The 25,919-nt window shown below is 68.3% G+C and carries 22 protein-coding genes; 10 read left to right on the forward strand and 12 right to left on the reverse strand.

What is annotated here, in order from left to right; all coding sequences use genetic code 11:
- Window position 1: 1 nt before the first annotated feature.
- Both BOSE125_RS08645 and BOSE125_RS08650 read right to left on the reverse strand, forming a co-directional pair.
- Window positions 2-3,121, reverse strand: coding sequence for a DUF4040 family protein (locus BOSE125_RS08645; protein ID WP_159551749.1), 3,120 nt, complete (start codon window positions 3,119-3,121; stop codon window positions 2-4).
- Window positions 3,122-3,208: 87 nt separating this feature from the next.
- Window positions 3,209-4,306 carry a serine hydrolase gene (locus BOSE125_RS08650; RefSeq protein WP_159551751.1) on the reverse strand — a complete coding sequence of 366 codons (1,098 nt, stop codon included), beginning with the start codon at window positions 4,304-4,306 and terminating at the stop codon, window positions 3,209-3,211.
- Between the two features lie 29 nt (window positions 4,307-4,335).
- On the opposite strand from BOSE125_RS08650, the gene zupT reads away from it, so the two are divergent.
- Together zupT and BOSE125_RS08660 are read left to right on the forward strand one after the other, a co-directional pair.
- Window positions 4,336-5,184, forward strand: a complete 849-nt coding sequence (zupT, locus tag BOSE125_RS08655; RefSeq protein WP_236557894.1) for a zinc transporter ZupT — start codon at window positions 4,336-4,338, stop codon at window positions 5,182-5,184.
- 9 nt (window positions 5,185-5,193) lie between these two features.
- Entirely contained in the window at window positions 5,194-6,519 is a 1,326-nt protein-coding gene (locus BOSE125_RS08660; protein WP_159551753.1) for an MFS transporter, read from the forward strand.
- Here the strand turns inward: BOSE125_RS08660 and BOSE125_RS08665 are convergent.
- Together BOSE125_RS08665 and tpx are read right to left on the reverse strand one after the other, a co-directional pair.
- Complete coding sequence (locus BOSE125_RS08665) at window positions 6,513-7,814, reverse strand: S1C family serine protease (RefSeq protein WP_236557895.1); 1,302 nt, start codon at window positions 7,812-7,814, stop codon at window positions 6,513-6,515. The two genes, BOSE125_RS08660 and BOSE125_RS08665, sit on opposite strands and share 7 nt — an antisense overlap.
- Before the next feature lie 48 nt (window positions 7,815-7,862).
- Window positions 7,863-8,363, reverse strand: coding sequence for a thiol peroxidase (tpx, locus tag BOSE125_RS08670; protein ID WP_159551755.1), 501 nt, complete (start codon window positions 8,361-8,363; stop codon window positions 7,863-7,865).
- 31 nt (window positions 8,364-8,394) lie between these two features.
- On the opposite strand from tpx, the gene BOSE125_RS08675 reads away from it, so the two are divergent.
- Window positions 8,395-9,288, forward strand: a complete 894-nt coding sequence (locus BOSE125_RS08675; protein ID WP_159551757.1) for a patatin family protein — start codon at window positions 8,395-8,397, stop codon at window positions 9,286-9,288.
- Between the two features lie 17 nt (window positions 9,289-9,305).
- Here BOSE125_RS08675 and BOSE125_RS08680 read toward each other — a convergent pair whose 3' ends face one another.
- Window positions 9,306-9,881, reverse strand: a complete 576-nt coding sequence (locus BOSE125_RS08680; protein WP_159551759.1) for a PACE efflux transporter — start codon at window positions 9,879-9,881, stop codon at window positions 9,306-9,308.
- Window positions 9,882-10,263: 382 nt separating this feature from the next.
- Here BOSE125_RS08680 and BOSE125_RS08685 point away from each other — a divergent pair, with 382 nt between their 5' ends.
- Together BOSE125_RS08685 and BOSE125_RS08690 are read left to right on the forward strand one after the other, a co-directional pair.
- Window positions 10,264-11,238, forward strand: coding sequence for a diaminopimelate dehydrogenase (locus BOSE125_RS08685; RefSeq protein WP_371300583.1), 975 nt, complete (start codon window positions 10,264-10,266; stop codon window positions 11,236-11,238).
- 260 nt (window positions 11,239-11,498) lie between these two features.
- Entirely contained in the window at window positions 11,499-12,566 is a 1,068-nt protein-coding gene (locus tag BOSE125_RS08690) for a DUF808 domain-containing protein (RefSeq protein WP_159551761.1), read from the forward strand.
- Window positions 12,567-12,583: 17 nt separating this feature from the next.
- Here the strand turns inward: BOSE125_RS08690 and BOSE125_RS08695 are convergent, their stop codons facing one another.
- Window positions 12,584-13,015: a VOC family protein gene (locus tag BOSE125_RS08695; protein ID WP_159551763.1), complete on the reverse strand. Its 432-nt coding sequence runs from the start codon at window positions 13,013-13,015 to the stop codon at window positions 12,584-12,586.
- 187 nt (window positions 13,016-13,202) lie between these two features.
- Here BOSE125_RS08695 and BOSE125_RS08700 point away from each other — a divergent pair, with 187 nt between their 5' ends.
- Together BOSE125_RS08700 and BOSE125_RS08705 are read left to right on the forward strand one after the other, a co-directional pair.
- Window positions 13,203-14,051 carry a patatin-like phospholipase family protein gene (locus BOSE125_RS08700; RefSeq protein WP_159551765.1) on the forward strand — a complete coding sequence of 283 codons (849 nt, stop codon included), beginning with the start codon at window positions 13,203-13,205 and terminating at the stop codon, window positions 14,049-14,051.
- Between the two features lie 87 nt (window positions 14,052-14,138).
- Window positions 14,139-15,074 (forward strand): macrolide 2'-phosphotransferase, encoded by a 936-nt coding sequence (locus BOSE125_RS08705; protein WP_159551767.1) that lies wholly within the window; start codon window positions 14,139-14,141, stop codon window positions 15,072-15,074.
- 71 nt (window positions 15,075-15,145) lie between these two features.
- Here BOSE125_RS08705 and BOSE125_RS08710 read toward each other — a convergent pair whose 3' ends face one another.
- Window positions 15,146-15,958, reverse strand: a complete 813-nt coding sequence (locus tag BOSE125_RS08710; protein WP_159551769.1) for an alpha/beta fold hydrolase — start codon at window positions 15,956-15,958, stop codon at window positions 15,146-15,148.
- A 67-nt stretch (window positions 15,959-16,025) separates the two neighbouring features.
- Here BOSE125_RS08710 and BOSE125_RS08715 point away from each other — a divergent pair, with 67 nt between their 5' ends.
- Window positions 16,026-17,921, forward strand: a complete 1,896-nt coding sequence (locus BOSE125_RS08715) for a BCCT family transporter (RefSeq protein WP_159551771.1) — start codon at window positions 16,026-16,028, stop codon at window positions 17,919-17,921.
- Here BOSE125_RS08715 and BOSE125_RS08720 read toward each other — a convergent pair.
- Window positions 17,885-18,859 carry an SRPBCC family protein gene (locus tag BOSE125_RS08720; protein WP_159551773.1) on the reverse strand — a complete coding sequence of 325 codons (975 nt, stop codon included), beginning with the start codon at window positions 18,857-18,859 and terminating at the stop codon, window positions 17,885-17,887. The genes BOSE125_RS08715 and BOSE125_RS08720 overlap by 37 nt on opposite strands.
- A 2-nt stretch (window positions 18,860-18,861) precedes the next feature.
- A complete protein-coding gene (locus BOSE125_RS08725) occupies window positions 18,862-19,272 on the reverse strand; it encodes a metalloregulator ArsR/SmtB family transcription factor (protein WP_159551775.1) in 411 nt (136 codons plus the stop codon).
- Between the two features lie 260 nt (window positions 19,273-19,532).
- Between BOSE125_RS08725 and BOSE125_RS08730 the strand changes: the two genes are divergently transcribed.
- On the forward strand, window positions 19,533-20,399 hold the full coding sequence (locus tag BOSE125_RS08730; RefSeq protein WP_159551777.1) for a SurA N-terminal domain-containing protein: 867 nt from the start codon (window positions 19,533-19,535) through the stop codon (window positions 20,397-20,399).
- A gap of 28 nt (window positions 20,400-20,427) precedes the next feature.
- Here the strand turns inward: BOSE125_RS08730 and BOSE125_RS08735 are convergent, their stop codons facing one another.
- Complete coding sequence (locus BOSE125_RS08735) at window positions 20,428-21,198, reverse strand: SCO1664 family protein (RefSeq protein ID WP_159551779.1); 771 nt, start codon at window positions 21,196-21,198, stop codon at window positions 20,428-20,430.
- A 26-nt stretch (window positions 21,199-21,224) separates the two neighbouring features.
- Window positions 21,225-21,887 carry a histidine phosphatase family protein gene (locus tag BOSE125_RS08740; RefSeq protein WP_159551781.1) on the reverse strand — a complete coding sequence of 221 codons (663 nt, stop codon included), beginning with the start codon at window positions 21,885-21,887 and terminating at the stop codon, window positions 21,225-21,227.
- 221 nt (window positions 21,888-22,108) lie between these two features.
- Between BOSE125_RS08740 and BOSE125_RS08745 the strand changes: the two genes are divergently transcribed.
- Window positions 22,109-23,677, forward strand: a complete 1,569-nt coding sequence (locus BOSE125_RS08745) for a sigma 54-interacting transcriptional regulator (protein WP_236557896.1) — start codon at window positions 22,109-22,111, stop codon at window positions 23,675-23,677.
- Between the two features lie 117 nt (window positions 23,678-23,794).
- Here the strand turns inward: BOSE125_RS08745 and BOSE125_RS08750 are convergent, their stop codons facing one another.
- A complete protein-coding gene (locus BOSE125_RS08750; protein ID WP_159551783.1) occupies window positions 23,795-25,813 on the reverse strand; it encodes an HNH endonuclease signature motif containing protein in 2,019 nt (672 codons plus the stop codon).
- Between the last annotated feature and the right edge of the window lie 106 nt (window positions 25,814-25,919).

Consider the following 25,919-nt stretch of genomic DNA (forward strand, 5'->3'; position numbering starts at 1 on the left):
GTCACCGCCCCCATTCTTCGGGTGGGACACCGGTGGAGATGTGCTGCGTCTGCGGCCGGACGGGGATGGAGCTGGTCACGGGTTCGGGTTCCTCCAGGGTGTCCGGCGCCGGGGTGTCCATCTCCCCCAGGAATGCCTCGTCCACCCGCTCCCGGGTGCTTTCGCCGCCCTCCTGCTCAGCGGAGGCCGGCGCTGTGCCGAGGACGTTGAAGGCGAGCATGACCAGCCCGATCACGGCGAGGTAGACGCCGGCGTCGAAGATCATGGACGTGGTCACGTGCTGCCCCAGGAGATAACCGTGCTGGGGCTCCATGTAGGTCCCCGTGAAGGCCATGTTCACCAGGCCGATGGCCACGGCCATCACCACGCCGCCGCCGATGAGGTACAACGGGGCGCGCGGCGGGCCGATCTGACGGTCCTTCGAGGTCGAGAGGTACAGCAGTCCGACCACGGCCGAGCCGACCAGTGCCGCGATGAACCCGCCGCCGGGCTCGTTGTGGCCGCGCAGGAAGAGGATGGCGGAGACGACCGCCAGGATCGGCAGGATGACCTTGAGCATCAGCTGCAGCTGGCTGGTGTTGCCCCACGAGTCCAGGATGGCGCGCCGGGCGGTCGGGCTGCCGAGGTCGGGACCCTCCGGAGCGTCGGAGCCATCGTCCTCGCCAGGCGTTGCGGGGATCAGTTCCGGGTCCAGGTGGCGGTTGCGGATGGTGGAGAGGATGGCCGCGATAGCCACCCCGGTCATGCCCAGCACGGAGAGTTCCCCGAGGGTGTCCAGGGCGCGGAACTCCACCAGGATGACGTTGACGATGTTGACCCCGCCGGTGATGTCCTGGCCGTTCTCCAGCAGGTACGTTCCGACCTCCGACTTCCCCCGGCGGCTGGTCAGCCCCCAGACGGCCAGGCCGGTCGCCAGCCCGGCGCTCACAGCGATGAGGGCGGCCGGCACCGCGCGCCGGGCACGGATGCGCTGGAAAGTCCGAGGCAGCTTCTGCAGGACCAGCATGATCACGATGACGGTCAGGGACTCCACCAACAGCTGGGTGAGAGCGACGTCCGGGGCACCGAGGGAGACGATCTGCACGGTCACCAGGATCCCGACGGCGGACAGCGCCACGGTGGCCCCGAGTCGGGAGCGGGCCATGGCCACGCCCAGGGCCGAGATGGTCAGCAGGATCAGCAGCACGACGTCGGACGCCCGGTTGAGGTTCGGCTGCAGCGGCGGCAGGGCGCCGCCGGCGTTCAGCAGGAGCACGCCGGGCACCACGATGGCGGCCAGGGAGAGCACCATCATCGCCGCGTGGGAGGCGGCGGCGTCCCGGGCGGTAAGGCGGTTGACGCCTGAGCCGAGCACCGTCAGCCCCGAGGTGGCGGACTCGATCAGGCCGGCCCCGCTGAACGGCAGCTGGGCGCGTTCCAGGGCGGGCCAGAGACGGTGACGGACTGCCAGGGTGCCCAGGCCCACGGCCAACACCGCCACGGTGGTCAGCAGCTCCGGGGTGACGCCGTGCCATAGGACGAAATGCGGGTGCACCTCCGCTCCGGGCAGGGCCGCCGTGGCCGCCGCACCGACGGCGGTGTCCAGCAGCGGGAGGACGAAGAGGGCGGCCACGGAGGCCAGGATCGGCAGTGCGGTGGCGCCGACGAGGATGGCGCCGGGTGCGTGGCCGGCGTCGTGCTGGCCGTCCGGGACCGTTTCGAGAGCCGACTCAGGACCCCGCGCGGGGTCCCAGAAGCCGCCCACCACGATCTTGGCGCAGTAGGCCACCGTCAGCACGGAACCGAGGGCCGCACCGGCCAGGGCCGCAGGGCCCGCCCAGGCGGGCAGGGTTCCGGCGGCACCGCTGGCCGCGCCTCCGGCGGCTACCCAGTCCGTGGACCAGGCGTTGAGCGCGGTGAAGATGGACTCCTTGGAGACGAAGCCGAGCAGCGGGGGGATGCCGGCCATCGCCCCGGCACCGAGCACCGTCACCGCGAAGGTGCCGGGCAGGGCGCGGCGCAGCACGGGCATCTGACGCAGGTCGCGAGTGCCGGTGGCGTGGTCCACCACCCCGATCATCATGAACAGCCCGGACTTGAACAGTGCGTGCGCGATGGTGTGGATCAGGGCGGCGGCGATGCCGGCCTCCGTGCCGGTGCCGATGGCGGCGACGATGAGCCCGAGCTGGCTCACGGTTGAATAGGCCATCAGCTTCTTGAGGTCGTGCTGCTGCAGGGCGCGCCAACCGCCGACGAGGGCGGTGACGAGACCGGCGATGACCAGCAGTACGGACCACAGCGCGTTGTCATGGAACACCGGGGAGAACCGCAGGAGCATGAAGATGCCCGCCTTGACCACGGCGGCGGCATGCAGGTAGGCGGACACCGGGGTGATCGCGGCCATGGCGTCCGGCAGCCAGGAGTGGAACGGGAACTGGGCCGACTTGGTCATGGCGGCCAGGGCGATGAGCAGCCCGATGGTGGTGGTGAACGCCGGGTCGGACGTCCACAGGCCGCCAGCGGCCTCAGGGTCCAGGATCACCGAGAGGTCGGTGGTGCCGGCGCGCACGGCCACCAGGACGACCGCCACGAGCAGGGCCAGCCCGCCGAGGAACGTCACCAGCAGGGTGCGCATGGACGGGGCGAAGGCGGCGCGTCCCGAGCGGGCGATGAGCAGGAACGAGGCCAGCGAGGTCAGTTCCCAGCACAGGAACAGCACCATCAGGTCATCGGCAGTGACCAGGCCGACCATGGACACCGTGAACAGGGCCATGCCGAGGTAGAAACTCAGGTAGGCCGAGGGTGGCATCCCGGCGTCGAGGTACCGGGTCGAGTACACCAGCACGACGGCGCCGATGAGCAGGGAGATCAGCGTGAAGACGCTCGAGATGGGGTCGGCGGCGAAGGACAGGTCGATCCCCCACGCCGGGATCCAGGGGATGGACCACGCATTGGGTGCCGGGCCGGCGTCGATTCCCGTTCCAGCGGAGCCGCCGGCCTTCAGGGCCGGGAGGTAGAGCACCGCGGCGCCCAGGTAGACGGCGGCCAGCGGCCAACCGGCGTTGCGTCCCAGCCAGCGGCAGAACAGCGGGGTGAGGATGAGTCCGACCGCCAGCAGGGCAAGCGTGAGGGCGATGGACATGCAGTTCACCCTACCCAAGCAGGGTGGCCGAGGCGGCCCATGGCGGCACCGTTCAGGTGGATTCGGCGGGGGTCGGAGCCAGCTCCTTTAAGCAGTCGGGATTCGAGGATTACTCCCGGGCCCGTTCGCTGCCAGCGAACGAATGGCGTCGGAGACCTCCACCAGCAGCCTCCGATCTGCCGGGTGGCCGCTGGCCCGGTCGGTCACCAGCCCGACGGCCAGGTCCAGGTCCGGGTCCGCCCAGCCCAGGCAGACGTCCGATCCGTTGTGCCCGAAGGTCCGTTCCGTGCTGGTCTCTCCCAGCGGACATCCCGCTCCGGTGCCGCCCAGTTGCACCCCGGTCCCCCAGCGGGTGGGAAGTCTGGTCCAGCCGTCCGGGCCCCCGTCTGAACTCGGCGTGCACAGCGCCTCCCGCTCCGGGACCTGGAGCAGATGGCGGTAGAACCGCGCCAGCTCCAGCGCGGTCGTGGAGATCCCGGCCGCCGGGATCTGAGCCTGTCTGACGACCCGGCGGTTCAGCAGTGCCGCGACCACGGGCCCACCCGGGGCAGCGCGGAGGGAACCGTCGAACGGCAGGCAGCGGTGCAGCTCGGCATCCGGCACGCCGGGATGGACGTCCTGGAGCCCGGCCGGCTCCAGGACCAGCTCCCGCAGCAGCCCGGCCCAGCCCAGGTCTCCGTCCCCTCCGGTGGCTCGCCCGGTGGCCCGCCGTGCCACCTCCGCGAGGATGAACCCGAAGTCCAACGGCTGGTAGGCGGGACCGGCACCATATCTCCGGTTCCGACGCCGGCCTCCCGCCACCCGCTGCAGGGAGGCCTCGGTGCGGTGCATGGCCATCACGGCAGCCGGATAGGGCCCCGCCGAGGGGACGGCGGAGCGGTGGGTCAGGACGTCGCGGAGGGTGGTGCCGGCCTTCGAGGTTCTCTCGCTCCGCGGCCACCGGCGGCCGGAACCGTAGTCGGGCCAGTACGTGGCCACGGGCTCATCAAGGTCCAGCAGGCCTTCGCCGGCGAGCCGGTGCACCAGCAGGGACGTGAAGGGCTTGGACGCGGAGAACAGCCAGCCCAGGGCGTCGGGCCGGCAGCGGACGGCCCCGTCCACCACGGTCCGGCCGCGGTGGATCACCGCCACCTGCACCGAGGACCCGCGGGAGGCCGCCAGCTCGAGAATGTCGGAGGCATGCACGGGCCCAGCGTAATGAAGCTCATTGCCCCATGTCCCGCACCGACATGGGGACCTCGCCGCCCTACACTCGGCTGGTGGAGAACTTCTGGCTGGCCTTCGGGCTGACACTGCTCGCCGGCCTCTGCACCGGTATCGGTGGGCTGATCTCGGTGGTCCCGCGGCGCGCGTCCGGCGCATTCCTATCCGTCTCGCTCGGCTTCTCGGCCGGCGTCATGCTCTATGTCTCCTTCATGGAGATCATGCCCAAGGCCCTGGACTCCTTGACCGCGGCCAATGGTCCGGCGGCCGGACCATGGGCTGCCGGAGCCGCGTTCTTCGCCGGGATCCTGCTAATCGGCGTCATCGACCGGCTGGTGCCTGAGCAGATCAACCCGCACGAGCCCGGGTTGGTCCACGATCCGGCTGCGGCCGTGAAGCGCCGCCGGATGATGAAGACCGGCACCGTGACCGCTTTGGCCATCGGCGTGCACAACTTCCCCGAGGGCTTCGCCACGTTCATCGCCGGACTCACCGACCTGCAGGTGGCGCTGCCCGTGGCCCTGGCGATCGCCCTGCACAACATCCCGGAGGGTGTGGCCGTGGCCGTGCCGATCCGCGAGGCCACCGGATCCCGCCGCAAGGCCGTGCGGTGGTCCTTTCTCTCCGGACTGGCTGAACCCGCCGGAGCGTTGATCGGATTCGCCCTGCTGATGCCCTTCATGAACGACTTCACCCTGGGCCTCACCTTCGCCCTGGTGGCCGGCATCATGGTGTTCATCTCCCTCGATGAGCTGCTGCCCACCGCCCGCGAGTACGGCAAGCACCACCTGGCCATGTACGGGCTCGTAGCCGGCATGGCCGTCATGGCCGTTTCGCTGTTGCTGTTCGCGACGCTGTAGAACTGATCCATGACCACCGACCCCGGCAACAACCCGAGCATCGACACCAGCACCGGCCGCCGGGCCGTCGGTTTCACCCTGGCTGTGCTGGCCGTGGTGTTCATCGCCATCAATCTGCGTCCGGGGGCCACCGCCCTCGGACCGGTCCTGGCCGAGGTGTCAGCCTCCCTGCAGATCAACGGCACCGTGGCCGGGGTCATCACGGCACTGCCGGGGCTGATGTTCGGACTCGTGGGATTCGTGGCCGTGAGCCTGGGCCGCCGGGCCGGGCTGTCCCTGACCATCGCCCTCAGCCTGATCGTGATGGTCCTCGGCCTGCTGTTGCGCCCCTTCGCCCCGTCCATCTGGGTCTTCATCCCGTTCACTGCCCTCGCCCTGGCCGGCATGGCCGTGGGCAACGTCCTGGTTCCCGCGTGGATCAAGCGGCACGGCGGCGGCCGCACGGTGGCCCTGATGACCCTGTACAGCATGTTCCTCACCGTGGGCGGATCCGCAGGCTCGGGCCTCGCCGCGCCCCTGGCCGAAGCGGCCGGGTCTGCCCTGTCCGCCAGTGACCCGGCCGAGGGCTGGAGGTGGTCGCTCGGATTCTGGGGGCTGGCCGCCGCCGTCCCCTTGGTGTTGTGGTTGCTGGTGGCACGCCGCACGGGGCACGACTTCCCGGGGACTCCGCCTCAGGATGAACCGGACCGGCCCCTGCGGTCCTCCCCCACGGCCGTGTTCCTCATGGTGCTGTTCGGAGTCCAGTCCATGAACGCCTATGTGCAGTTCGGCTGGCTGCCCCAGATGTACCGGGACGCTGGACTGGACGCCAACGTGGCCGGGGCCCTGTTGTCCGTGGTCGCGGCGCTGGGCGTGGTCGGCGGGCTCGTGATGCCCACCGTGATCGACCGGTCCCGGACCCTCGCGCCGTGGATGATCGGCTTCGGCATCGCCACCGCCGGCGGATGGGCCGGGATGCTGCTGGCCCCGGCCGAGGGTGGCCTGTGGTGGGCCATCCTGCTCGGCCTGGGCGGCTTCGCCTTCCCGACGGCGATCGCCCTGATCCCCGCCCGCAGCCGGCAGCCGCATGTCACCGCACGGCTGTCCGGATTCGTCCAGCCGTACGGCTACATCGTCGCCGCGATCGGCCCGATGACCGTCGGGTTGATCCATGCGGCCACCGGGAACTGGACCCTGGTGCTCGTCCTGCTGGCCTGCTCCGGACTCGTCATGGCCCTGGCCGGGCTCCGCGTCTCCGCCCGCGTCTATGTGGACGACGAGATCACGGTGCAGCGGGGCCGAGCTGGGCTGATCCGGCCTGACGGGGACCGATCCGGATTCGAAGCCGATCAGTAGACGACGGCCTCCTGCAAGGTGGCCTCACCCGAGCGGTCCTCGCCTGCCTCGGTGGTCCATTCGACCGTGATGACGTCCCCCACGTTGTGGTCGTTGACGATCTGTGAGAGTTCGTCGGCCGAGGTCACTGGCTGGCCGTCCACGGTGCGGACGATGTCCCGCTCACGGAGGCCGAGCTGTTCGGCCGAGGAGCCCGGCGTCACCTCGATGACGACCGCCTGCTCCTGCTCGGTGCCCACCACGATGCCCAGGGCGCCGTCCGCCCCGATGCTGACGGAGTCCGTCTCCTCACCCGAAAGGACCTGCTCCACCACATCCAGGGCCACCGTCACCGGTATCGCATACCCGTCCACCTCCTCGGCCGTCTCCCCCTGGGATGCAGCCGTGGTGATGCCGATGATCTGACCGTCCCCGTCCACCAGGGGCCCGCCCGAGTAGCCAGGAATCACGTCCGCGCTGGTCTCGATGAGACCCGACAGCCGGGACATGTCATCGGGGACACCGGAGGAGGCCACGATCGACTCGTCCAGTCCCGTCAACTCACCGGTCACGGCGGTGAGATAGCCCTGGCCGCCACCGTTGCCGACGGCCGCCGTGGGCTCGCGCCGGTCCGGGAGCTCGGTGTTGATGGAGGCCGTGGCCAGGGAGGGCGCGTCCTCGATCTGCAGCACGGCGACATCATGCAGGGAATCGCGTCCCAGCACCGTGGCCGTGTAGACCTCACCGGAGTCAGCGACGGTCACCGTGACCTCGGAGGCGTCCTCGACGACGTGGTAGTTGGTGATGGCCAGCCCGTCGCCGGTGAGGACGACGCCCGTGCCGGTGCCCATCCCGCTCATCAGCTGGGTGTCCACCATGAGCACACCCGGGGCATCCGTGACCCGGGAGCCCTGGTCCAGGCCGGCGTCGTCCAGGTTCGGGCCGGCAGCCCAATCCACCTGGATCCCGTCGTGGCTGTGCTGCAGGGCCTCGCCGAGGGGAACGCCTCCGGTGGCCGGTAGCGCCGGGCCGTGGTCCTGCGCCGCCACGATGTCCTGGATCTCCTCGAAGATCAACAGGCCCACGCCACCGGCCAGGATGGCTGCGGCCAGGAATCCCGAGGCGACGATCAGGCGGTAGGCGGGGCTCCGGCGTCGTCGGCGTGGCTGTGGGCGCGGGAGCTGGTACTGCTGCGGGGGCTGGTACTGGTGCGGGGGCACGCCATAGATCGGGCCGACCGCGGGGGGCCGGTCCGGAAGGGGCGGGATCCCGACCGGCGGGCGGTCGGGATCCCGCGGGTTCTCAGGGTCGTTCACGGTACTCCGGTGATCGGGACGGGACGTGGTGGACCGGGCGGAACCAGATCAGCCGCGGACGGCGGCCAGTGCTGAGTCGTAGTCCGGTTCGGTTGTGATCTCCGGGACCACCTCGGTGTAGGTCACGGTGCCCTGCGGGTCGATCACGATGACGGCGCGGGCCAGGAGACCGACCATGGGGCCGTCGGCCAGGGTGACCCCGTAGTCCTCGCCGAAGGTGGAACGGAACACCGAGCCGGTGGTGACGTGGTCGATTCCCTCGGCGGTGCAGAAGCGGCCGGCGGCGAAGGGCAGGTCAGCGGACACGGCCACCACGGTGGTGTTCTCCAGGTCCGCGGCCGCCTTGTTGAACGTGCGGACGGACTGGGCGCAGACGCCGGTGTCCATGGAGGGGAAGATGTTCAGCACGATCGTGCGTCCGGACAGGGACTCCAGGGTGACCGGTGCCAGGTCGGACCCGGTGAGGGTGAAGGCGGGGGCGGGGGTGCCCTCGGCGGGCAGCTCCCCGACGGTGTTGACGGGGCTGGACTTGAATGCGGTGGTTGCCATGCGCTCCAACCTAGCGGTTTAGGCTGGCGAGGTGGAACTGCGCAGCAATGTCACCGATACCGCACTGCTCTTCGAGGGCGGTGGGATGCGAGCGTCCTATACGTCCGCTGTGGCGGTCGCGCTGCTCGAGGCGGGCATCCACCTGGACTTCGTGGCCGGTATCTCGGCAGGGTCGTCCAATACGGCCAACTACCTGGCGCGGGATCCGTGGCGGGCGCGGCATTCGTTCGTGGACTTCGCCGCCGACCCGAAGTTCGGCAGCTGGAAGACGTTCCTGCGCGGGGACGGCCTGTTCAACGCCAAGTACATCTACGAGGAGACGGGCCTGCCGGACCAGGCCCTCCCGTACCCCTGGGAGACCTTCCTGGCCAACCCTGCGACGCTGCGGCTGGGTGCCTTTGACGCCGAGTCCGGACAGCCCGTGTGGTGGGGTCGTGAGGACATCCAGGAGCTCCCCGACCTGATGGTGCGGGTCCGCGCCTCCTCCACGATGCCGGTGCTCATGCCGCCGGTGCTGCTGGACGGGCGGACCTACGTGGACGGGGCCCTGGGCCCGGATGGCGGGATTCCCCTGTCCGCTGCCATCGACGCCGGCCACGACCGCTTCCTGGCGGTACTCACCCGCGAACGCGACTACGTCAAGGCCCCCGAACGGTTCCCCCGGTTCTACCTGCGCTACTTCCGCAAGCACCCGGCGATCGCCGAGGCCCTGCTCACCCGGTGGCAGCGGTACAACGCGACGCGGGAGCGGTTGTTCGAACTCGAGCGTCAGGGCCGGGCCTACCTGTTCGTGCCGGAGACCATGCCGGTGTCCAACGGCGAGAAGGACGTGGTCAAGCTCGCCGCCGCACACGAGGCCGGGCTGGCCCAGGCACGCCGGGAGCTGCCGGCCATCCGGGAGTTCCTCGGCCTGCCGGCGGTGTGATCACTGCTCGCTGACGGCTACTGGGCGGAGTCAGGCAGCCCGAACACGCGGTCGAAGAGCCAGGCGTAGACCGCGTTGTAGATGAGGAAGAAGATGATCAGGGCCGCCTCGTAGAGGAACGCCTCCCACAGGCTGACCTGCAGCAGCAGCGCGACGGCGGGCACCAGGACGATCACGAGTCCGAGCTCGAACAGCAGCGTGTGCAGCAGGCGGATCCGCAGGGGCCGGCCGGTGTGGCCCGAGCGCCGCTCCCAGCGCTCGAAGAGCGTGTTGAACACCATGTTCCAGATCAGCGCCACCACGGAGGACAACACCCCGACGGCGGCGCTGGCGCCGGCCGGGTTGCCCATCAGCGCGAGGATGACCGTGGTGAAGCCGATGGCGAGCGCCTCGAAGATGACGGCGTAGACCACGCGGCGAACGGCCGGCGTCGGGAAGACGCGGCGACCGACCAGGGCCCGGCGGCCGCCCGGGGCCAACGGCACCTCACGTTGGACGACGTCTGACGTGGGGTCGACGCTGGGGTCGACGCTGGGGTCGACGCTGGGCTCGCTGATGGGTTCGCTGGTGGAGTGGGGCACAGTGCCGGGCATGACGAGAAAACCTCCAAGATGTGTCCATGGGAAGTCCTCGAGCGGTTTCGCGTCCATGGAAGCGGATGCTCGGCGTCGTGGACCGACCGACCGGCAGGCCCGAGGAGAACCCGAGGCTGAGCGGATGCGGATCGGTGGGGACCGGTGGTCCCGTGACGCCGTGTGGTGATTCTACCAAGGTTGAACCCCTGGTCCGACGCGGCTATTCCCTGTTATTCCCTGTCATTCCCGGTCATTCCCTGTCACGGCCCGTTGGAGGTAGCCCCCTCCGGCCGGGACCGGGGCTCGGCTTAACACCTACGATGAGGACAGACACCACCAAGCCTGAACAGATACACCTGATCACACCTGAACACACCTGAACAGAAAGAGGCTCCCACCCATGTCGAGCTCACCCATGACTATCCGGGCCGCCATCGTCGGATACGGAAACCTCGGCAAGAGCGTGGAGAAGCTGATCCGCGCCCAGCCGGACATGGGCCTGGTGGGGATCTTCTCCCGACGTTCTGAGCTGGACACGGACACCCCGGTGTTCCCCGCCGCCTCGGCAGCTGATCATGCGCAGGACGTCGATGTGCTGTTCCTGTGCCTCGGCAGCGCCACCGACATCCCGGAGCAGGCCGCCGGCTACGCCCGTCACTTCACCACCGTGGACACCTATGACAACCACCAACTGATCCCGGACCACTACGCCAGGATGGACGCTGCGGCTCGTGAGGGCGGGCACGTCGCCATGATCTCCACCGGATGGGATCCGGGCCTGTTCTCCCTGAACCGCACCCTGGCCGCCGCCCTCTTCCCCGACGCCCAGCAGAACACGTTCTGGGGCAAGGGCCTCTCCCAGGGCCACTCCGATGCTGTCCGCCGGGTACCCGGGGTGCGGCGGGGCGTCCAGTACACGATTCCCAACGAGGACGCGATCGTGGAGGCCAAGGCCGGCCGCGGCGCCGAGATCAGCGCCACCTCCGCGCATGTTCGCGAGTGCTATGTGGTGGCCGATGAGGCCGACCACGCCGACATCCGTGAGGCGATCACCACCATGCCGGACTACTTCGCCCCCTATGACACCACCGTCCACTTCATCTCCGACGAGGTCTTCGAGCGCGACCACCAGGGCATGCCCCACGGCGGCCACGTGGTCACCTCCGGTGATCTGGGTGGTTCGCGCAGCTCGGTGGAGTTCGCCCTCGAGCTGGAGTCCAATCCGGACTTCACCGCCGCCTCCCAGGTCGCCTACGGCCGGGCCGCCGCCCGGCTCGCGGCCGAGGGGAAGACGGGAGCGTTCACCGTGCTGGAGGTCGCCCCGTACCTGCTCTCCCCCGTCGCCCTGGAGGAACTCATCCGCCGCGATGTGTGACCGAACGGGTTGACCGAGCTGGTCGTCCGAGACTGGCGATCGAGGGCCGCCGACCCGTCGTGGGCCGGCGCGCCGCCGTCGTCGTATGCTCTGAGCATGCCGATCACGCGAGATGACCGCGAGACCCTGCCCGCCTCGCCAGACCCGGTTCCCCCGACGCCTCCGGTGCCCTCGATACAACCGGACCCCTCCGCAGTGCGATCCGCACGGCGCGTTCAGTCATGCAGCCAGACACAGGGCGACCAGTCACGGAGCAACCGGTGAGCGGCGGCCTGGTCGCCCTCCTGGACGACGTCGCCGCCCTGGCCCGCATCGCGGCGGCCTCGGTGGATGACATCGCTGCCGGGGCCGCGAAGGCCGGAACCAAGGCGGTGGGCGTGGTGATCGACGACGCGGCCGTCACGCCGCAGTACATGTCCGGGGCGGACCCGTCCCGCGAGCTGCCGATGATCAAGAGGATCTTCTGGGGCTCGCTGCGGAACAAGCTTCTGATCATCCTGCCGGCGCTCCTGCTGGTCAGCGCCTTCATCCCCTGGATCATCCCGTGGATCCTCATCCTGGGCGGCACCTACCTCTGCTACGAGGGTGCTGAGAAGGTCTGGCACAAGCTCCGCGGCCACCATGCCGAGAAGCAGACCCCGGCCACGGAGAAGGGCCCCGAGGCCGAGGACAAGGTGATCAAGGGGGCCATCACCACCGATTTCATCCTGTCCTGCGAGATCATGGTCATCTCCATGAACGAGGTCGCCGACGAGAGCATCTGGTTCCGCGCCCTCATCCTGGTCGTGGTGGCGGTGGCGATCACCGTGCTCGTGTACGGCGCCGTCGCGCTGATCGTCAAGATGGACGACGTCGGCCTGCACCTTGCGCAGAAAGAGCGCACCGGAACCCGGCGGTTCGGCGAGATGCTGGTCAAGGCCATGCCGCAGGTCCTGGCCGCCATCACGTTCATCGGGACCATCGCGATGCTGTGGGTCGGCGGCCACATCCTGCTCCAGCAGTCGGCGGAGCTGGGGCTGCACGGCCCCTACGACCTGGTCCATGCCCTCGAGGCTCCTGTGGCCGCGCTGCCCGCGGTGGGCGGGTTCCTCGGCTGGCTGGTGAACACGCTGTGCTCGGCCGTGATCGGGCTGATCTGGGGTCTGGCCGTCATGGCGGTCCTGCATCCCCTCCTTCGGTTGCTGCCGATCGGCAAGTCCTCCGAGGCCGCGGAGGACGCCGGCCACGAGGAGGGCTCCCTCCGGGCCGCTGTGGCCGGTCACCGTCCGGGCCGTCGTCCTACGGCGCAGGGTCCGGGTCAGAGCCCGGAGTCCGAGCCGCCGGCCTAGCCGGCCGCTTCGCTGGCCTAGCCAGCCGCTTCGCCGGACTCGACGGAGAAGGCCCACATGACGCCGAATCGGTCGAAGGCCTGGCCGTACCAATCTCCCCAAGGGGCCTTCTCGAACGGCATGTTCTCGGACCCGCCACCGGAGATCAGCTTGCCGATCAGTTCCCGGGCGGCTTCCGGGCTCTCCACCGTGTAGAGCAGTGAGTACGCGGTGTCCCTGATCGGGTAGTCCTTGCCGTCCATGGAGTCGCCGCCGGCGAGTTCGCCACCAGGTAGGGACAGGGTCACATGGGCCACCGCCTGCGGATCGGGCTCGAAGGGCATCCCCTCCATGGGCGCATCGGCATAGCGCAACAGGTCCAGCGTGCCGCCGAACACCTCATGCCAGTGCTCGAACGCCTCGGCGGTGTGCCCGGGCAGGGAGATATACGTCGCAAGGGAGGTACTCATGGGGGGCTCCTAGTTCTCTGGGCGGTGTCGCGCCACCCTCGAGGTGATTCAGGCTGTGACACCAGCATGTTCCCTCGGGAGTAGGGCCGCACCTCCGATCCTGCGCAGCCAGGCGGACAGTGCAACGAGACCATGGGCACGAGACCAGGGGCTTGGACCGTCCGGACGGCCGGAATACAGTCGAAGCGTGAGAGCTACATCGTCGGGGACCGCCTTCGTCTTCGCGGGCGGAGGCGTCCGCGGTGCCGTGCACGTGGGGCAGCTGAGAGCCTTGTTCGAGCGTGGCATCACTCCGGACCTCGTCGTCGGCACCTCCGTCGGGGCCATCAATGGCGCTGTCGTGGCCCGCGACCCGCACCCGGACGTCGCCCACGAGATGCTGCGGATGTGGCAGACGGACGAGGCGCGGGCCGTCTTCGGCCAAGCGTGGAGCCGCCAGGCCGGCCGGGTGATCCGCGGCCGCACCTACACGCTGTCCGCCAAGCCCCTCGTCGACCTGATCTCCATGCACTTCCCGCCCCGCACCCAGATCGAGGACCTCGACCTGCCCTTCGTGACGGTGGCCACCTCGATCGAGCGGGCGGCGGAGCGCTCCTTCGACACGGGGCCCCTGGTGCCCGCCGTCGTCGCCTCGGCCACAGTGCCGGGACTCCTGCCGCCCGCCGTCATCGATCACGAGCACTACTTCGACGGCGGCCTGGTCGCCTCAGTGCCCCTGGGACAGGCCGTCCGTCGCGGGGCCACAACGATCTACGTGCTCCAGGCCGGCCAACTCGACAAGCAGATGACGGTCCCGACCTCCATGGTGGAGACGCTCAACGTCTACGTGGACATCACCCGCCGGCACAGCTTCACCCACGCCCTGGAGCACGTCCCCGAGGGGGTCACCGTCTACGTGCTGCCTACCGGTGGCAAGCCCAAGGTGCGCGGCCTGAAGGCGCTGATGTCCCTCGAGCACACCGCGGAGCGAGCCGAACTGGCCTACCAGGCGACCTCCGTGGAACTCGACCGGATCGCCGGCATGCACCCGGCCTGAACATTGCCACCTCCGGTTCCCGCCTCCCTCTCCGCCCCACTCGCCCCGGGCCGTGACAAGACGGGCCGGGGATGCCACCGTGGAGGGATGCGCAGTCCTGACCTCACCACACAACTGCTGGACCTCGCGGCAACCCATGGCCTCGACCTGGACCCGTCCTCGATGTCCATCAACGAGATGGGCCTCGACTTCCGCGTGGCACTGGCCACCACGGCGGCCTCCAGCGCCACCAGTCCGAACGACTCCGCCGGGGAACGCTGGGTCCTCCGGGTCCCGCGCCGCCCGGATGCCCTGAAGCGAGCCGAGGTCGAGTCCCGGCTCCTGGACCTGGTCGGACCGGAGCTGTCTGTGGCTGTTCCCCAGTGGCGCGTCCAGGCCACCGACCTCATCGCCTATCCAGCGCTTCCGGGGGATCCCGGACTCACCCTGGACCCCGACGGCGCTCCCGTCTGGCATCTCGATGTCACCTCCGAGCGGTATGCCCGTTCCCTCGGGGCGTTTCTGGCCGAACTGCATGCGATCGATCCCGCCGAAGCCGCCGCAGCCGGCGTCGAGGTCCGCGATCCGGATCAGGTGAGGACCCAGTGGGCGCAGGACGTCGCGCAGGTGGATGCGGAGTTCAAGGTGTCCCCCGCGCTGCTGGAGCGCTGGTCCGCGTGGCTGGCGGAGGACAGTTTCTGGCCGGCGTTCTCGGTCGTCACCCATGGGGAGGTGTACCCGGCCCACACCCTGGTGGTGGACGAGGAGATCACCGCGGTGCTGGATTGGACCACGGCGTCCGTGGGCGACCCCGCCAAGGATTTCGCGTTCCACCACGCAGTGGTGCCCCCGGACGTGTTTGCCGCCACGCTGGATGAATACGTCCGCCGTGGCGGGCGCATCTGGCCCCGGATGGGTGATCACGGCGCGGAGATCATGGCCGCCAGCCCGGTGGCCTATGGTTTGTTCGCCCTTCAGTCCGGCATGGCCGAACACCGTGAGGCTGCTCAGGCCCAGCTCAATCCGGAGGCTGCCGCAGGCTGAGATTCACATGGCGGCGCAGGTGGACGCACAGACGTCGGCCACCGGCCGGCTTCGAGCGTTCAAGCTGATGGTCAGCTGTGCTCCAGAAAGCCGCGAAGGACCTCGACGAACTTCTCGGGCGCCTGGGAATGTACCCAGTGGCCCGCCTCGCGGATCGTGACCTTGTGGGTCTTGGGGAACAGTGCCCGCATGGTGGCGGTGTACTCATCGCGGACGTAGTCTGAGCGGCCGCCGGCCACCCACAGCACGGGGCGCTCGAAGGTGGCCCCGCCGGTGTCCGGGAACCCGCCGATGGCGTCCAGGCTGGTCCGCAGGAGTTCCAGGTTCGGCTCCCACGTATACCCGTCCGGCCCGCTGCGCAGGTTCTGCAGCAGGAACAGCCGCGTGGTGTCCCAGGGGATGGGATCCTTGAGCGCCTCATCGGCGTCGGACCGGCGTTCGATGCCGCTCAGGTCCACGGCCGCCAGGCTGTCCAGTAGGTGCGCGAACTCGCCCTCCGCGCCCCCGGCCTGCGTGGGAGCGATGTCCACCACGATGAGTCGGGAGACCAGGTCCGGGTGCCGCAGTGCCAGCACCATGGCCACCTTGCCGCCCAGTGAATGCCCGACGACGGCCACGGGGCCTTCCGAGGCGGCGCCGGCCCGGAGCGTGGCAGCCACGGAGTCGGCCATCTGACGGTAGTCGACCACATCGGTCCACTCGGACTCGCCGTGGTTGGGCAGGTCCACCAGCAGACTGAGGTACTCCGGTGCCAGGTCCTTGGCGATCCGGGTGAAGTTCTTGCCGCGGCCGAAGAGGCCGTGCAGGAAGACGATGCTGTCCTCGGCGGTCTCGGCGTTGCCGATGCGGCTGGTGTGCAGGGTGCTTACAGGAAGGTCAGACACGCTCCGAGCCTAGCCCGGTGGTCCCTTCAATAGGATCCGCATTACCGGCCAGTTTAGGGTGGAGACCATGTCATCCATCGAATCCGCCGGCGGTAATCCGCCGGGCACGACCGAGAAAACCGACGAAAGCCCGAACGAGACACACCCAACGGGCGGCGAGGCAGCCACCGAGAATCAGTACAGCACCCGCCTCATCCCGTGGGTCCTCTGGCCCTCACTGGTCATCATCGTCTTGTTCGTCGGCGCGACCATCGCCTTCCCGGCCGCCATGGAGTCGGGGATCGCTGCCGTACAGGAGACCGTCATCAGCAACTTCAGCTGGTGGTACATGCTGCTCGCCTTCGGCTTCGTGGTCTTCTGCGTCTATCTGGGGTTCTCCCGCAAGGGCAACATCAAATTGGGCCGGCCGGACCAGGAACCCGAGTTCTCCACCCTGTCCTGGCTGGCGCTGCTCTTCGCCGCGGGCATGGGCATCGGGCTGGTGTTCTTCGGGATGACGGAGCCGATCACCCATTTCGCCACGCCCCGCCCCGGTCTCGCGGCGCAGGATCCTGGCGTCGGTGCCCTGGCCCAGGATGCCCTGGCCACGACCTATCTGCACTGGGGCCTGCAGCCCTGGGCCATCTACGCCGTGGTCGGCCTGGCGATCGCCCACGCCATCCACCGTCGCGGGCGCCCCCTGTCCATGCGCTGGGCCATCGAGCCGCTGATCGGCGAGAAGGCGACCCGTGGCGGCTGGGGACACGCCATCGACAGCTTCGCGTTGATCGGCACCGTCTTCGGCGTGGCCACCTCGTTGGGGCTGGGCGTCACCCAGATGGCCGCCGGCCTGCGGTCCATGGGCGTCGTCGGGGAGGACGACCTGTGGGTCGAGTACGCCATGATCGCTGCCGTGACCGGCCTGGTGATCTGGTCCGTGGTGTCCGGTGTCAACCGTGGCATGAAGTGGCTTTCGAACATCAACATGGTGCTGGCCGCCGGTTTGGTGCTGTTCCTGCTCATCGTGGGACCCACCCAGTTCCTGGCCAAGGAGATGGTGCAGACCTTCGGGCACTACCTGCAGAACTTCATCGGTACGTCCCTGAACTCGTCCGCGTTCTTCGGGGCCGAGGGTGACGCCTGGCAGGCGTCCTGGTCCACGTTCTACTGGGCCTGGTGGATGTCCTGGACCCCGTTCGTGGGCGTCTTCATCGCGCGCATATCCCGGGGCCGGACCGTCCGCGAGTACCTGTTGGGCGTGATCCTGGTGCCCACCATGATCTCGGTGGTCTGGTTCGGTGTCCTGGGCGGCACCGCCATCTTCTACGAGGCCAACCGGCCCGACTGGTACACCTCGGTGGTGGCCGCCGACGGCTCGGTGGACGTCAACTCCGCGCTGTTCCAGGTGCTGGAGCAGTTGCCGGGTGGTGCCGTCCTGGTGGTCGGGGCGATCCTGCTCTCGGCGATCTTCTTCATCACGTCCTCGGACTCCGGATCGCTCGTGATGGCCATGATCGCCACGGGCGGCAACCCCGAGCCGCCCAACCGGATCCGCGTGATGTTCGCGGTGGCCACGGCCGTCATGGCCGCCGCCCTGCTGCTTGCGGGTGGTCTGACGGCCATCCAGACCCTGGCGATCACCATCGGCCTGCCCTTCACCGTCCTCATGGTGCTGATGTGCATCGCGGTGTTCAAGGCCCTGCACGTCAACGTGCAGCGGACCGAGGCGATCCGGCGGATGACGTTCCTCGCGGACATCTCGGAGCGCTTCGGCCTGGAGTCCGACGACGACGCCGTGGAGTCCGGACCGGTCTCGGCCAACACGTGGTGGTCCTCCCTCAGCCGCGAACGGCAGAAGGAGATCCACCAGCGTGTGGGCCCGCACACCGGGCAGCGTGTCCGCCGGGCGGCCGGCACGGCAGGAGCGTCCAGCCGGGACGGCACCTCTCAGCCGGACAGCACCTCGGACTCCAACCGCGCATAACTGGTCTCCATCCCATCGGCCATGCCGGTGGAGAGGATGGTTTCCCGTAGTGCCGCGTCCGGATAGGTGACGAGGAGGGACAGGAGGGTGCCGCCGTCGACCGGGGTGAGCGTCAGCTCGTTGGTCGTGGCGGTCTGCTCCTGGCCGATCATGGCCTCCGTGGTGACCGACCGGTGGGGTGCCTCGATCTGGAGAACCGTGCCGGTGAATCCGAAGCGGTCCTGACCGCCCTCGCGCTCCCATTCGTAGCGGTAGGTCTCCCCCACCGCCGTGCCGACCTCGCACACCGGCATGGTCCAGCCCTCCGGTCCGAGTTGCCACCTGCGGAGCAACTCAGGGTCATGGTGGGCCTTCCACACCTGATCGAGGGTGCCGCGGATGACCCGGCTCAGCCGGGCCTGGTGATCCCCGATGAGCTGGGTTGTCACGGCCTGGCCGGCGGCGAAGGACTGCAGGTCCGCCACCACGGCATCGATCTGGCTCATGGCCGAGAGCGTGCCCTCTTCCATGCCCATCCCGAGGATCTGCTCCAGATCGGCGACGGAGTTGAAGTGGGTGGTGTGCACGAGCCGGGAGCCCTCCGTGGTCTCCTCGAAGGCGAACACCATCCGCATGACCGGTGATTCGAGGTCCCGGCTTCCGTCCTCCTTGTTGAATCCGTCCAGTACCTCGAAGGATTGCCCCTCGGAGACGGCGATGAACTCGAACCAGGCGGCTGGTCTCTCGTCGTCCGGGCCGGTCATGTAGTACTGCGATTCACCACCCGGATACATGTCGTGCCGGGTGAAGGTGGCCGGCCAGCCCACGGGTCCCCAGAACTTCTCGAGCTGGCGGGGATCGGCGTAGGCGTCCCAGAGCCGGCGCACGGGGACGGGAAAGTCGGCCACGATGGTCATCGTCATGGCCTGGGGGTCTTTGGAAACGTTGGTGACGGGCATGGTCATGCCTTTCCGATGGGGCTATCTGGTTCCGGGCCCGGCTCGTGCGCCAGCAGAGAGTCGAGACGTCCGATCCGTTGGCGCCACAGCTGTTCGTAGCGGTCCAGCAACTGTTGGGCCTTGCGGACGGTGTCTGGATCTCCACTGACGAGCCGCTCTCGGCCCTTCTTGTTCTTCTTCACGAGACCCGCCGATTCGAGGACGGAAACGTGCTTCTGGACGGCCGCGAACGACATCTCGTAGTCCTCGGCCAGCACGGAGACGGACAGCGGCTCCGTGAGGGTCCGGCTCATGATGTCCCTGCGGGTCGCGTCGGCGAGGGCCTGGAAGATCCGGTCCACCTCGTCGTCGCCCAGCTGCCGCCAGGAGGTTTCAGTGCCAGACGTGACGTCGGCTGCTCTATATACAACCATGTGGTTGTACATTAGTGAGCTCGGGCGGTCGCGTCAAGAGGTTCTTTTCTGGTGTTCACGTCATCGGCAATCGCGAGGCAGAGGGTTGGGCAGAGGGTTGGGCAGAGGGTTGGGCAGCACTCCGGGGCGGCCCGGAGGGACTGATGATCTCGCCCCCACCGCGGCCGGTGACCTGAACGCGGGCTGGTCACTGCCTGACCGTGCCACACAGGCTCGCTTGCTAGGTTGCCCAAGCCACCATCGAAAGGACGGTATTCGCAGTGCCACTCACCACGCGATCCAGTGCACGATTCAGCACGAGCAAGAAGCTCCTGACCAGCGTCGCCCTGGTCGGTTCCCTGTTCGGTCTCGCCGCGTGTGGCGGCGGCGGCGATACGGGGGGCTCCGCCGAGGCCGACGGCAGCCAGGGCGCCAGCGCTGGGGCCTCCCAGCCCGCTTCCGAAGGTGCCCAGGCGGCACCCGAGGATGCCCAGCCGTCCATGCCGGAACCGGACGTCGAGAATGTCCCTGACGTCGTGGCCACGGTCAACGGCGAGGAGATCACCGGGGAGGAATTCACTGCGGCCTATCAGGCACAGTTCCAGCAGATGGCCATGCAGTCGCAGATGTCCGGCCAGGAGATGAACCAGGACGAGATGAAGAAGCAACTGGCCGAGTCCCTGGTGGGCACGGAGCTGTTGGTCCAGGACGCAGCGGACCAAGGCCATTCGGCCAACGAGGAGGACGTCAACGCGTTCCTCGAGGAGACCGCCAAGTCCAGTGGCTTGGCCTCTGTGGACGAGCTGATGGCCACATTCGAGGAGCAGGGCTACCCCGAGGACCAGGTCCGCGCTGACGCCCAGAAGCAGTTGATGCTGGACAAGTCCATCGAGGAGATGGACATCCCGGACCCCTCTGACGAGGAACTCAAGGAGCTCTACGACTCCTCGATCGCAGCCCAGTCCGAGGCCCAGGGAGGCGCGAGCGCCCCTGCGGAGGGCGGCGAAAGCGCCCAGCCTGAGACCCCGTCCTTCGAGGAGCTCAAGCCTCAGCTTCAAGAGCAGGTCAAGTCCCAGAAGGAGAATGAGGCTCTGACCCAGAAGATGGAGGAGCTCCGCGAGGGCGCTGACGTCGAGGTGAAGCTCTAGTCCACTTCGTCCTGCCACGAGGCTCGGTTCATATCAGCGGCCACGGGAACCTCATGCCGGTGGGATCCTCCGGGAGCACCTGCTCCTCGAGCAGGTGCTGTACCCGCTGCCGGAGCGCCGCTGCCTCGAACCATGTGAGGTGTTCGGCCAGTGCCGCAGGCACTTCATCGGCGAGCGGGGCAGCGTCGGCCAAGAGGCCGGCGTCGACCCGGTCTCCGGCGAAATCCCAGATCACGGTGCGCAACTTGAACGGTGCGGCAAAACAGAGTCCGTGGTCGATTCCCCACAGTCGACCGTCAGTGCCGTGCAGGACATGCCCGGCCTTCCGGTCGGTGTTGTTGGCCACGAGGTCGAAGACGGCCAAGCGCCGCAACTCGTCGAGGTGGGCGGGATCGCCGTCGACCAGTGTGAAGTAGTGCTCGGCCGGGTCATGGTCGATGAACAGCTGCAACGAGCCGATCCCGAAGGGTCCTTCCTCCCGGATGACGGTCGGCGGGACCACCCCCCACCCGAGCGACTCGCTGAGCAGGAAGGCGGCGCGCTCACGGCGGTACAGCCCGGGCGGAAAGTCTCTCAGGGGTCTTTCGCCCCACTCCGGCTTGTAGATCGCCCAACACCGCCGCGCTACGGGTGAGGAACCGGACTGATCGGCATCGTTGACCACCTCGACGAGAAATGTCTCGTTACTGCTGTGGGCCAACTGGCCGAGGAGCCGGATCGAGCCACGTTCAAGCAGATCGATGTCTCGGTCAGCGCATCGTGCGTCACGCTTCCCATCCCGTCCGCCGGTCTCGCCCATGACTCGCCCCTCCCCTGCCCGGACGCCTACGACGCCTTGAGCTGAGCCAGGGTGTCCTGCGTCGAGTTGACCGTGAGCACCACAGGATCGTGTCCGTCCTGGTAGGACAGCGCGGAGACCGAGCAGGGGCCGATGCTCAACCGCTGGAATCGGTCGAGCGGCGTGCCCATGGCATCGGAAACGGCAACTCGAATGGGGTCCGCGTGGGAGAAGCACACGACCGTCCCACCGTCATGGGCATACCGTAGCCGTTCCAGGGTGGCCGTCATCCGGTCCCTGATCTCCACGAAGCTCTCCCCCTCGGGGAATCTGAATGCCGAGGGGCGTTGCTGAACGGTCTTCCATTCGGGCTTGCGGTACAGGTCGGCGAGCCGGGCTCCTGTCCAGTCGCCGAAGTCCCCCTCCAACAGCCCATCGTCCTCAAGAACGGGCACCCCGGTGCGAGCCGACGTCGGGCGCGCCGTTTCGAGGGTTCGCTCCAGGGGTGAGGCATAGATGGCGGCGATCGGCAGTGCCGCGAGCCGCTCGGCGACCCGGGCAGCCTGCTCCGCGCCGGCCTCTGAGAGGTGCAAGCCGGGCGCACGGCCCGGCAGCACCGTCCCAGTGGTCGGTGTCTGACCGTGCCGAACCAGCAGGACCAGGGTGGTCGTGGCCCCAGGTGGGGATGACGGCGTCTCGTCTCGTGGCATCACGGTCAGCCTAGGCGGGCGACCCGGAACAGTCACGGCGTGGACATCATCTATCCACAGGGTCACCTGGGCCTGGGCCCGGCGTGGGTCCTGGCTGGTCCGAGGTGGGTCCTGGCTGGTCTGAAGCGGGTCCTGGCGAGATTCATGCCCGCCCACGATGTGATCCTGTGGATGAGGTGGGTCTCTGTACGCGCCGGGCCGCCGCCGATAACGTGAGCGTCATGGCCACTGTTCCTGATTCCACGCCGCCCACGGTCTTTTCGTCTTCGGCCACCTCGTCCGAGACGGCCCCGCCCTCCATCGGCACCCTCGCCGAATTGCGCGCCGCCGGCCACGAACAGCGTTCCCTGCGGGAGGAGATCCGCGCCAACCTCCTGGCAGCCCTGGCCGCTGGTCGGAACCCGTGGCCCGGGTTACATGGCTTCGACCGAACGGTCATTCCCCAACTGGAGAGGGCCTTGATCGCCGGGCACGACGTCGTCCTGCTGGGTGAACGAGGCCAGGGCAAGACCCGGCTGTTGCGAACCCTGAGCGGATTGCTCGACGAATGGTCGCCGGTGATCGCCGGGTCCGAACTCAACGAGCACCCTTACGAGCCCCTCACCTCTGAGAGCCGGGCACGGGCCGCGCGCGACGGCGGCGGGTTGCCCGTGGCGTGGAGGCATCGTTCGGAGCGGTATGTGGAGAAGCTCTCGACGCCGGATACCTCCGTGGCCGATCTGATCGGCGACGTGGATCCGATGCGAGTGGCCGAAGGCCGCCGCCTGGGCGACCCGGAGACGATCCACTATGGGCTGGTCCCGCGGTCCAATCGTGGGATCGTCGCCCTCAACGAGTTGCCGGACCTGGCCGAACGGATTCAGGTGGCTCTCTTGAACGTCATGGAGGAACGGGACATCCAGATCCGGGGTTACGTGCTGCGTCTGCCCCTGGATGTACTGGTGGTCGCTTCCGCCAACCCGGAGGACTACACCAACCGTGGCCGCATCATCACTCCGCTCAAGGACCGCTTCGGAGCGGAGATCCGCACTCACTACCCCCGGGAGCTGGCCCACGAGATCGCGGTGATCCGACAGGAGGCACGACTCACCTCGGAGGTCCCGGACGTGATCCTGGAGATCTTGGCCCGGTTCACCCGTGCCTTGCGATCCTCGAGCGCCGTCAATCAGTCCTCGGGAGTCTCTGCTCGTTTCGCCATTGCCGGTGCCGAGACCATCGCCGCTGCAGCCCGCCATCGGGCGACCGTTCGAGGCGACGAACCGGTGGCGCGCCTCGTGGACCTGGAATCCGCGGCAGAAGTGCTCGGCGGCAAGATCGAGTTCGAGTCAGGTGAGGAAGGCAGGGAGGACGAGATCCTCGAACACCTGTTGCGGACCGCGACCGCCCAGACGGTGCGGGAGCATTTTGCCGGCCTCGACTTCGGACCGCTGGTCGACGCCTTCGACGGGCACCGCACCACCACCGGCGGACGCGTGACCGCGGCCGAGTTCCTGGCGGATCTGCCCGAACTCGAGGATCCGACCTTGTACGACGAGATCGACCAACGACTGCGCGTCCTGGCTACCCGAGATTCCACCCCGCAGACGGACTCCGGCGAAGACCCCACAGCAGGAGGCTCCACAGCAGGAGGTCACACAATAGGACACAACGCTGGCGGACAGGCACCGGATGCGTCCGGCGGGCAAGCACTCGGACATCGGGCCGGCGCCATCGAGTTGGCCCTCGAGGGCCTGTATCTGGCCCGCGAACTCTCCAAGGAGTCTGACGACGGCCAGACCGTCTACGGCTAAAGGTGCCTCTGGCCATCCCAACGCAGACCGTCTACGGCCAAGGGGGCCGCTGCCCATCCCAACGCAGACCGTCTACCGCTAAGGGGGCCGCTGCCCATTCCCCCGTATCGAACCGGATCACGCCGCACCTCGCTCGTCTGCTTCGCCACCGCTTTCGCCATCGTGGCTCTCGTCGCGCTCACCGCAACCGTGACCGTCACCGTCGTTCTTGCTTGAGGGTTTCCTACCGTTCGTCGTGGTGGAATTACTGGAGCCAGTCCGCCAATAGTGATTGCGACGCGGCGTCTGGGTGGGATCGTGATAGCGAGCCGGAATGAACCACGGAATCCCGTCGACGACCTCGATCTCCCAGGCTCCGGCATGCACGGCATGGTGGTGGTGCGAGCAGAGCAGTACTCCGTTGTCCACACTGGTCGGACCGCCGTGTTCCCAGTGCTGGATGTGGTGCGCTTCGCACCACGGGGCATAGATGGAGCAGTCCGGTGCCGCGCAGCCGCCGTCCCGGGCCGTGATCGCCCGTCTGAGCTTGCGCGTGAAGAGCCGCTGGGACCGTCCCACGTCCAGCACCTCTCCCGTGCCGCCGAGCACAATCGGGATCAGGTCACTGTCACAGGCCAGCTGCCGGATCATGGCCGGACTCACCGGCCCGGTATAGGCAGCCTGGGAGAGCAGATGACCGGTGGCCTTCGGCGAAACGGTGGCTTGATGCTCCCCGACCTGTCCGGCCAGGGTCTGGTAGTCGATCGTCACCAGCACCTGGGGCCGTGACCCACCGCCAGCGTCCGGCCGGTTGGCTCCCACAAGGCCCTCTGCCCCGTCCCTCGGCCACTGGGCGGGCATCGAGGTGAGGGCCAAGGCACCGGTCAGGGCGCTCACCAGACCATCGAGCCGCTTCTGCGCCGGACTGCGCGGATCCAGAGCCGCCCTCTCTCGGACCTGGCCGGCCCAGGGCTCCGCAGCGGTCTCGATTCGCAGGTCAGCCGCGCTTCGAGTCGCCGTTCCACCCTCGCACCCAGTCAACGCACCGGAGTCGACTTCGGGCTTGCGTTCGCTTTCGCTTTCGCTTTCGCTTTCGCTTTCGCTTTCGCTTTCGACCACGATGTCGTCTGTATTCTGAACCCCAAAGTCGCCGCCTGTGTTCTGAACGCCGGCGTCGATTTCTGTACCGGCACCCTCGTCCTTGCGCGGATCTTTGCGCGGGTTGGCGGCATCGGCGGCGATGGTCTGCAGGACCTCATGCTGCAGATCCGTAGCCATCAGCAGCCACCGATGCAGGTTGGCTTGGCCTCTGCCCTGGTAGAACAACCCTTGAGCTGCGTTGGCCTGGGCGTCCGTCGGCTCCAGGCCATCCGGGTTGACCAGCGCATCGAAGCGCTGGCGCCAGTGCGAGCAGACCTTCTTCACGGTTTCAGGATCCGACTGGCCGGCATGTCCGACGAGGATCCGCTCCCCCTCCGTGACCAGACCGTGGACGAACTCTGGATCGGCACCGGCCAGCCCAGCATCCCGGACAGCCTCAGCCAAGGTTGCCGCCACGGTGTCCACCGAGGCCGAATCCATGGTTGCCCCGGCCACGGCCCGAGCCAGCTCAGGCATTTTCGGAGCGACCACGGCATCGGGTTGCAAGCTGGCGGGATCACGGCTGGCCAGCACGCACTGTGCCCGCGCCACTCTCCTCTTCGCCTCGACTCGGTGGATCCGCAAGGTCTGCCGGAGATAGTCCGCGCCATTGCGGTACGCAGTCTTGCCCTCCGGTATCCCCAACACCTCACGCCGGGTGGTGTGGAGGTCGAAGATCCGATCCGTATGCCCCGCCAATCCGGTCCGAGCCGAGTCGAGCCACCGGGACAGTTCCTCCACCTGAGCCAGAACGACGGGCAAGGACGCCGCCGATGCCTCGCTTGGAGGGATGTCAGCACCAGGACCTGTCGCCGTCTCACCGGGTGCCTCGTCGGCAACATGGACATAGAGGCCCCACTGCGCCGACCGATCGACCTCCGGCTCCTCAGCGAAGCGGTCGAGGTACCCCAACAACCCGGGATCAGTGGCCCGTGCGGCCACCTCCTCCACCAACACGCGGGTGATGGCCAGGAGCTCGGGCAGGTCCAGAGAGGACGCCCCATCCTTATCGATCAACACTGTCCTTGCCACCCCCATCCTTCTCATACCGGCACGGCCCATCCATGTCATGCCCAATGACGATTCGCCGGCTGTTCGACAGCTGAGACCGTCGATCGATGCC

The organism is Citricoccus sp. K5 (assembly GCF_902506195.1).
Classification (GTDB): domain Bacteria; phylum Actinomycetota; class Actinomycetes; order Actinomycetales; family Micrococcaceae; genus Citricoccus.

Coding starts and splice junctions, on each gene's coding strand:
- BOSE125_RS08680 (WP_159551759.1), bottom strand. CDS start 9,881: ATGCCCGGCACTGTGCCCCACTCCACCAGCGAACCCATCAGCGAGCCC.
- BOSE125_RS08645 (WP_159551749.1), bottom strand. CDS start 3,121: ATGTCCATCGCCCTCACGCTTGCCCTGCTGGCGGTCGGACTCATCCTC.
- BOSE125_RS08720 (WP_159551773.1), bottom strand. CDS start 18,859: ATGCCCGTCACCAACGTTTCCAAAGACCCCCAGGCCATGACGATGACC.
- BOSE125_RS08695 (WP_159551763.1), bottom strand. CDS start 13,015: ATGAGTACCTCCCTTGCGACGTATATCTCCCTGCCCGGGCACACCGCC.
- tpx (WP_159551755.1), bottom strand. CDS start 8,363: ATGGCAACCACCGCATTCAAGTCCAGCCCCGTCAACACCGTCGGGGAG.
- BOSE125_RS08705 (WP_159551767.1), top strand. CDS start 14,139: ATGCGCAGTCCTGACCTCACCACACAACTGCTGGACCTCGCGGCAACC.
- BOSE125_RS08685 (WP_371300583.1), top strand. CDS start 10,264: ATGTCGAGCTCACCCATGACTATCCGGGCCGCCATCGTCGGATACGGA.
- BOSE125_RS08660 (WP_159551753.1), top strand. CDS start 5,194: ATGACCACCGACCCCGGCAACAACCCGAGCATCGACACCAGCACCGGC.
- zupT (WP_236557894.1), top strand. CDS start 4,336: ATGTCCCGCACCGACATGGGGACCTCGCCGCCCTACACTCGGCTGGTG.
- BOSE125_RS08745 (WP_236557896.1), top strand. CDS start 22,109: ATGGCCACTGTTCCTGATTCCACGCCGCCCACGGTCTTTTCGTCTTCG.
- BOSE125_RS08725 (WP_159551775.1), bottom strand. CDS start 19,272: ATGGTTGTATATAGAGCAGCCGACGTCACGTCTGGCACTGAAACCTCC.
- BOSE125_RS08740 (WP_159551781.1), bottom strand. CDS start 21,887: ATGCCACGAGACGAGACGCCGTCATCCCCACCTGGGGCCACGACCACC.
- BOSE125_RS08715 (WP_159551771.1), top strand. CDS start 16,026: ATGTCATCCATCGAATCCGCCGGCGGTAATCCGCCGGGCACGACCGAG.
- BOSE125_RS08735 (WP_159551779.1), bottom strand. CDS start 21,198: ATGGGCGAGACCGGCGGACGGGATGGGAAGCGTGACGCACGATGCGCT.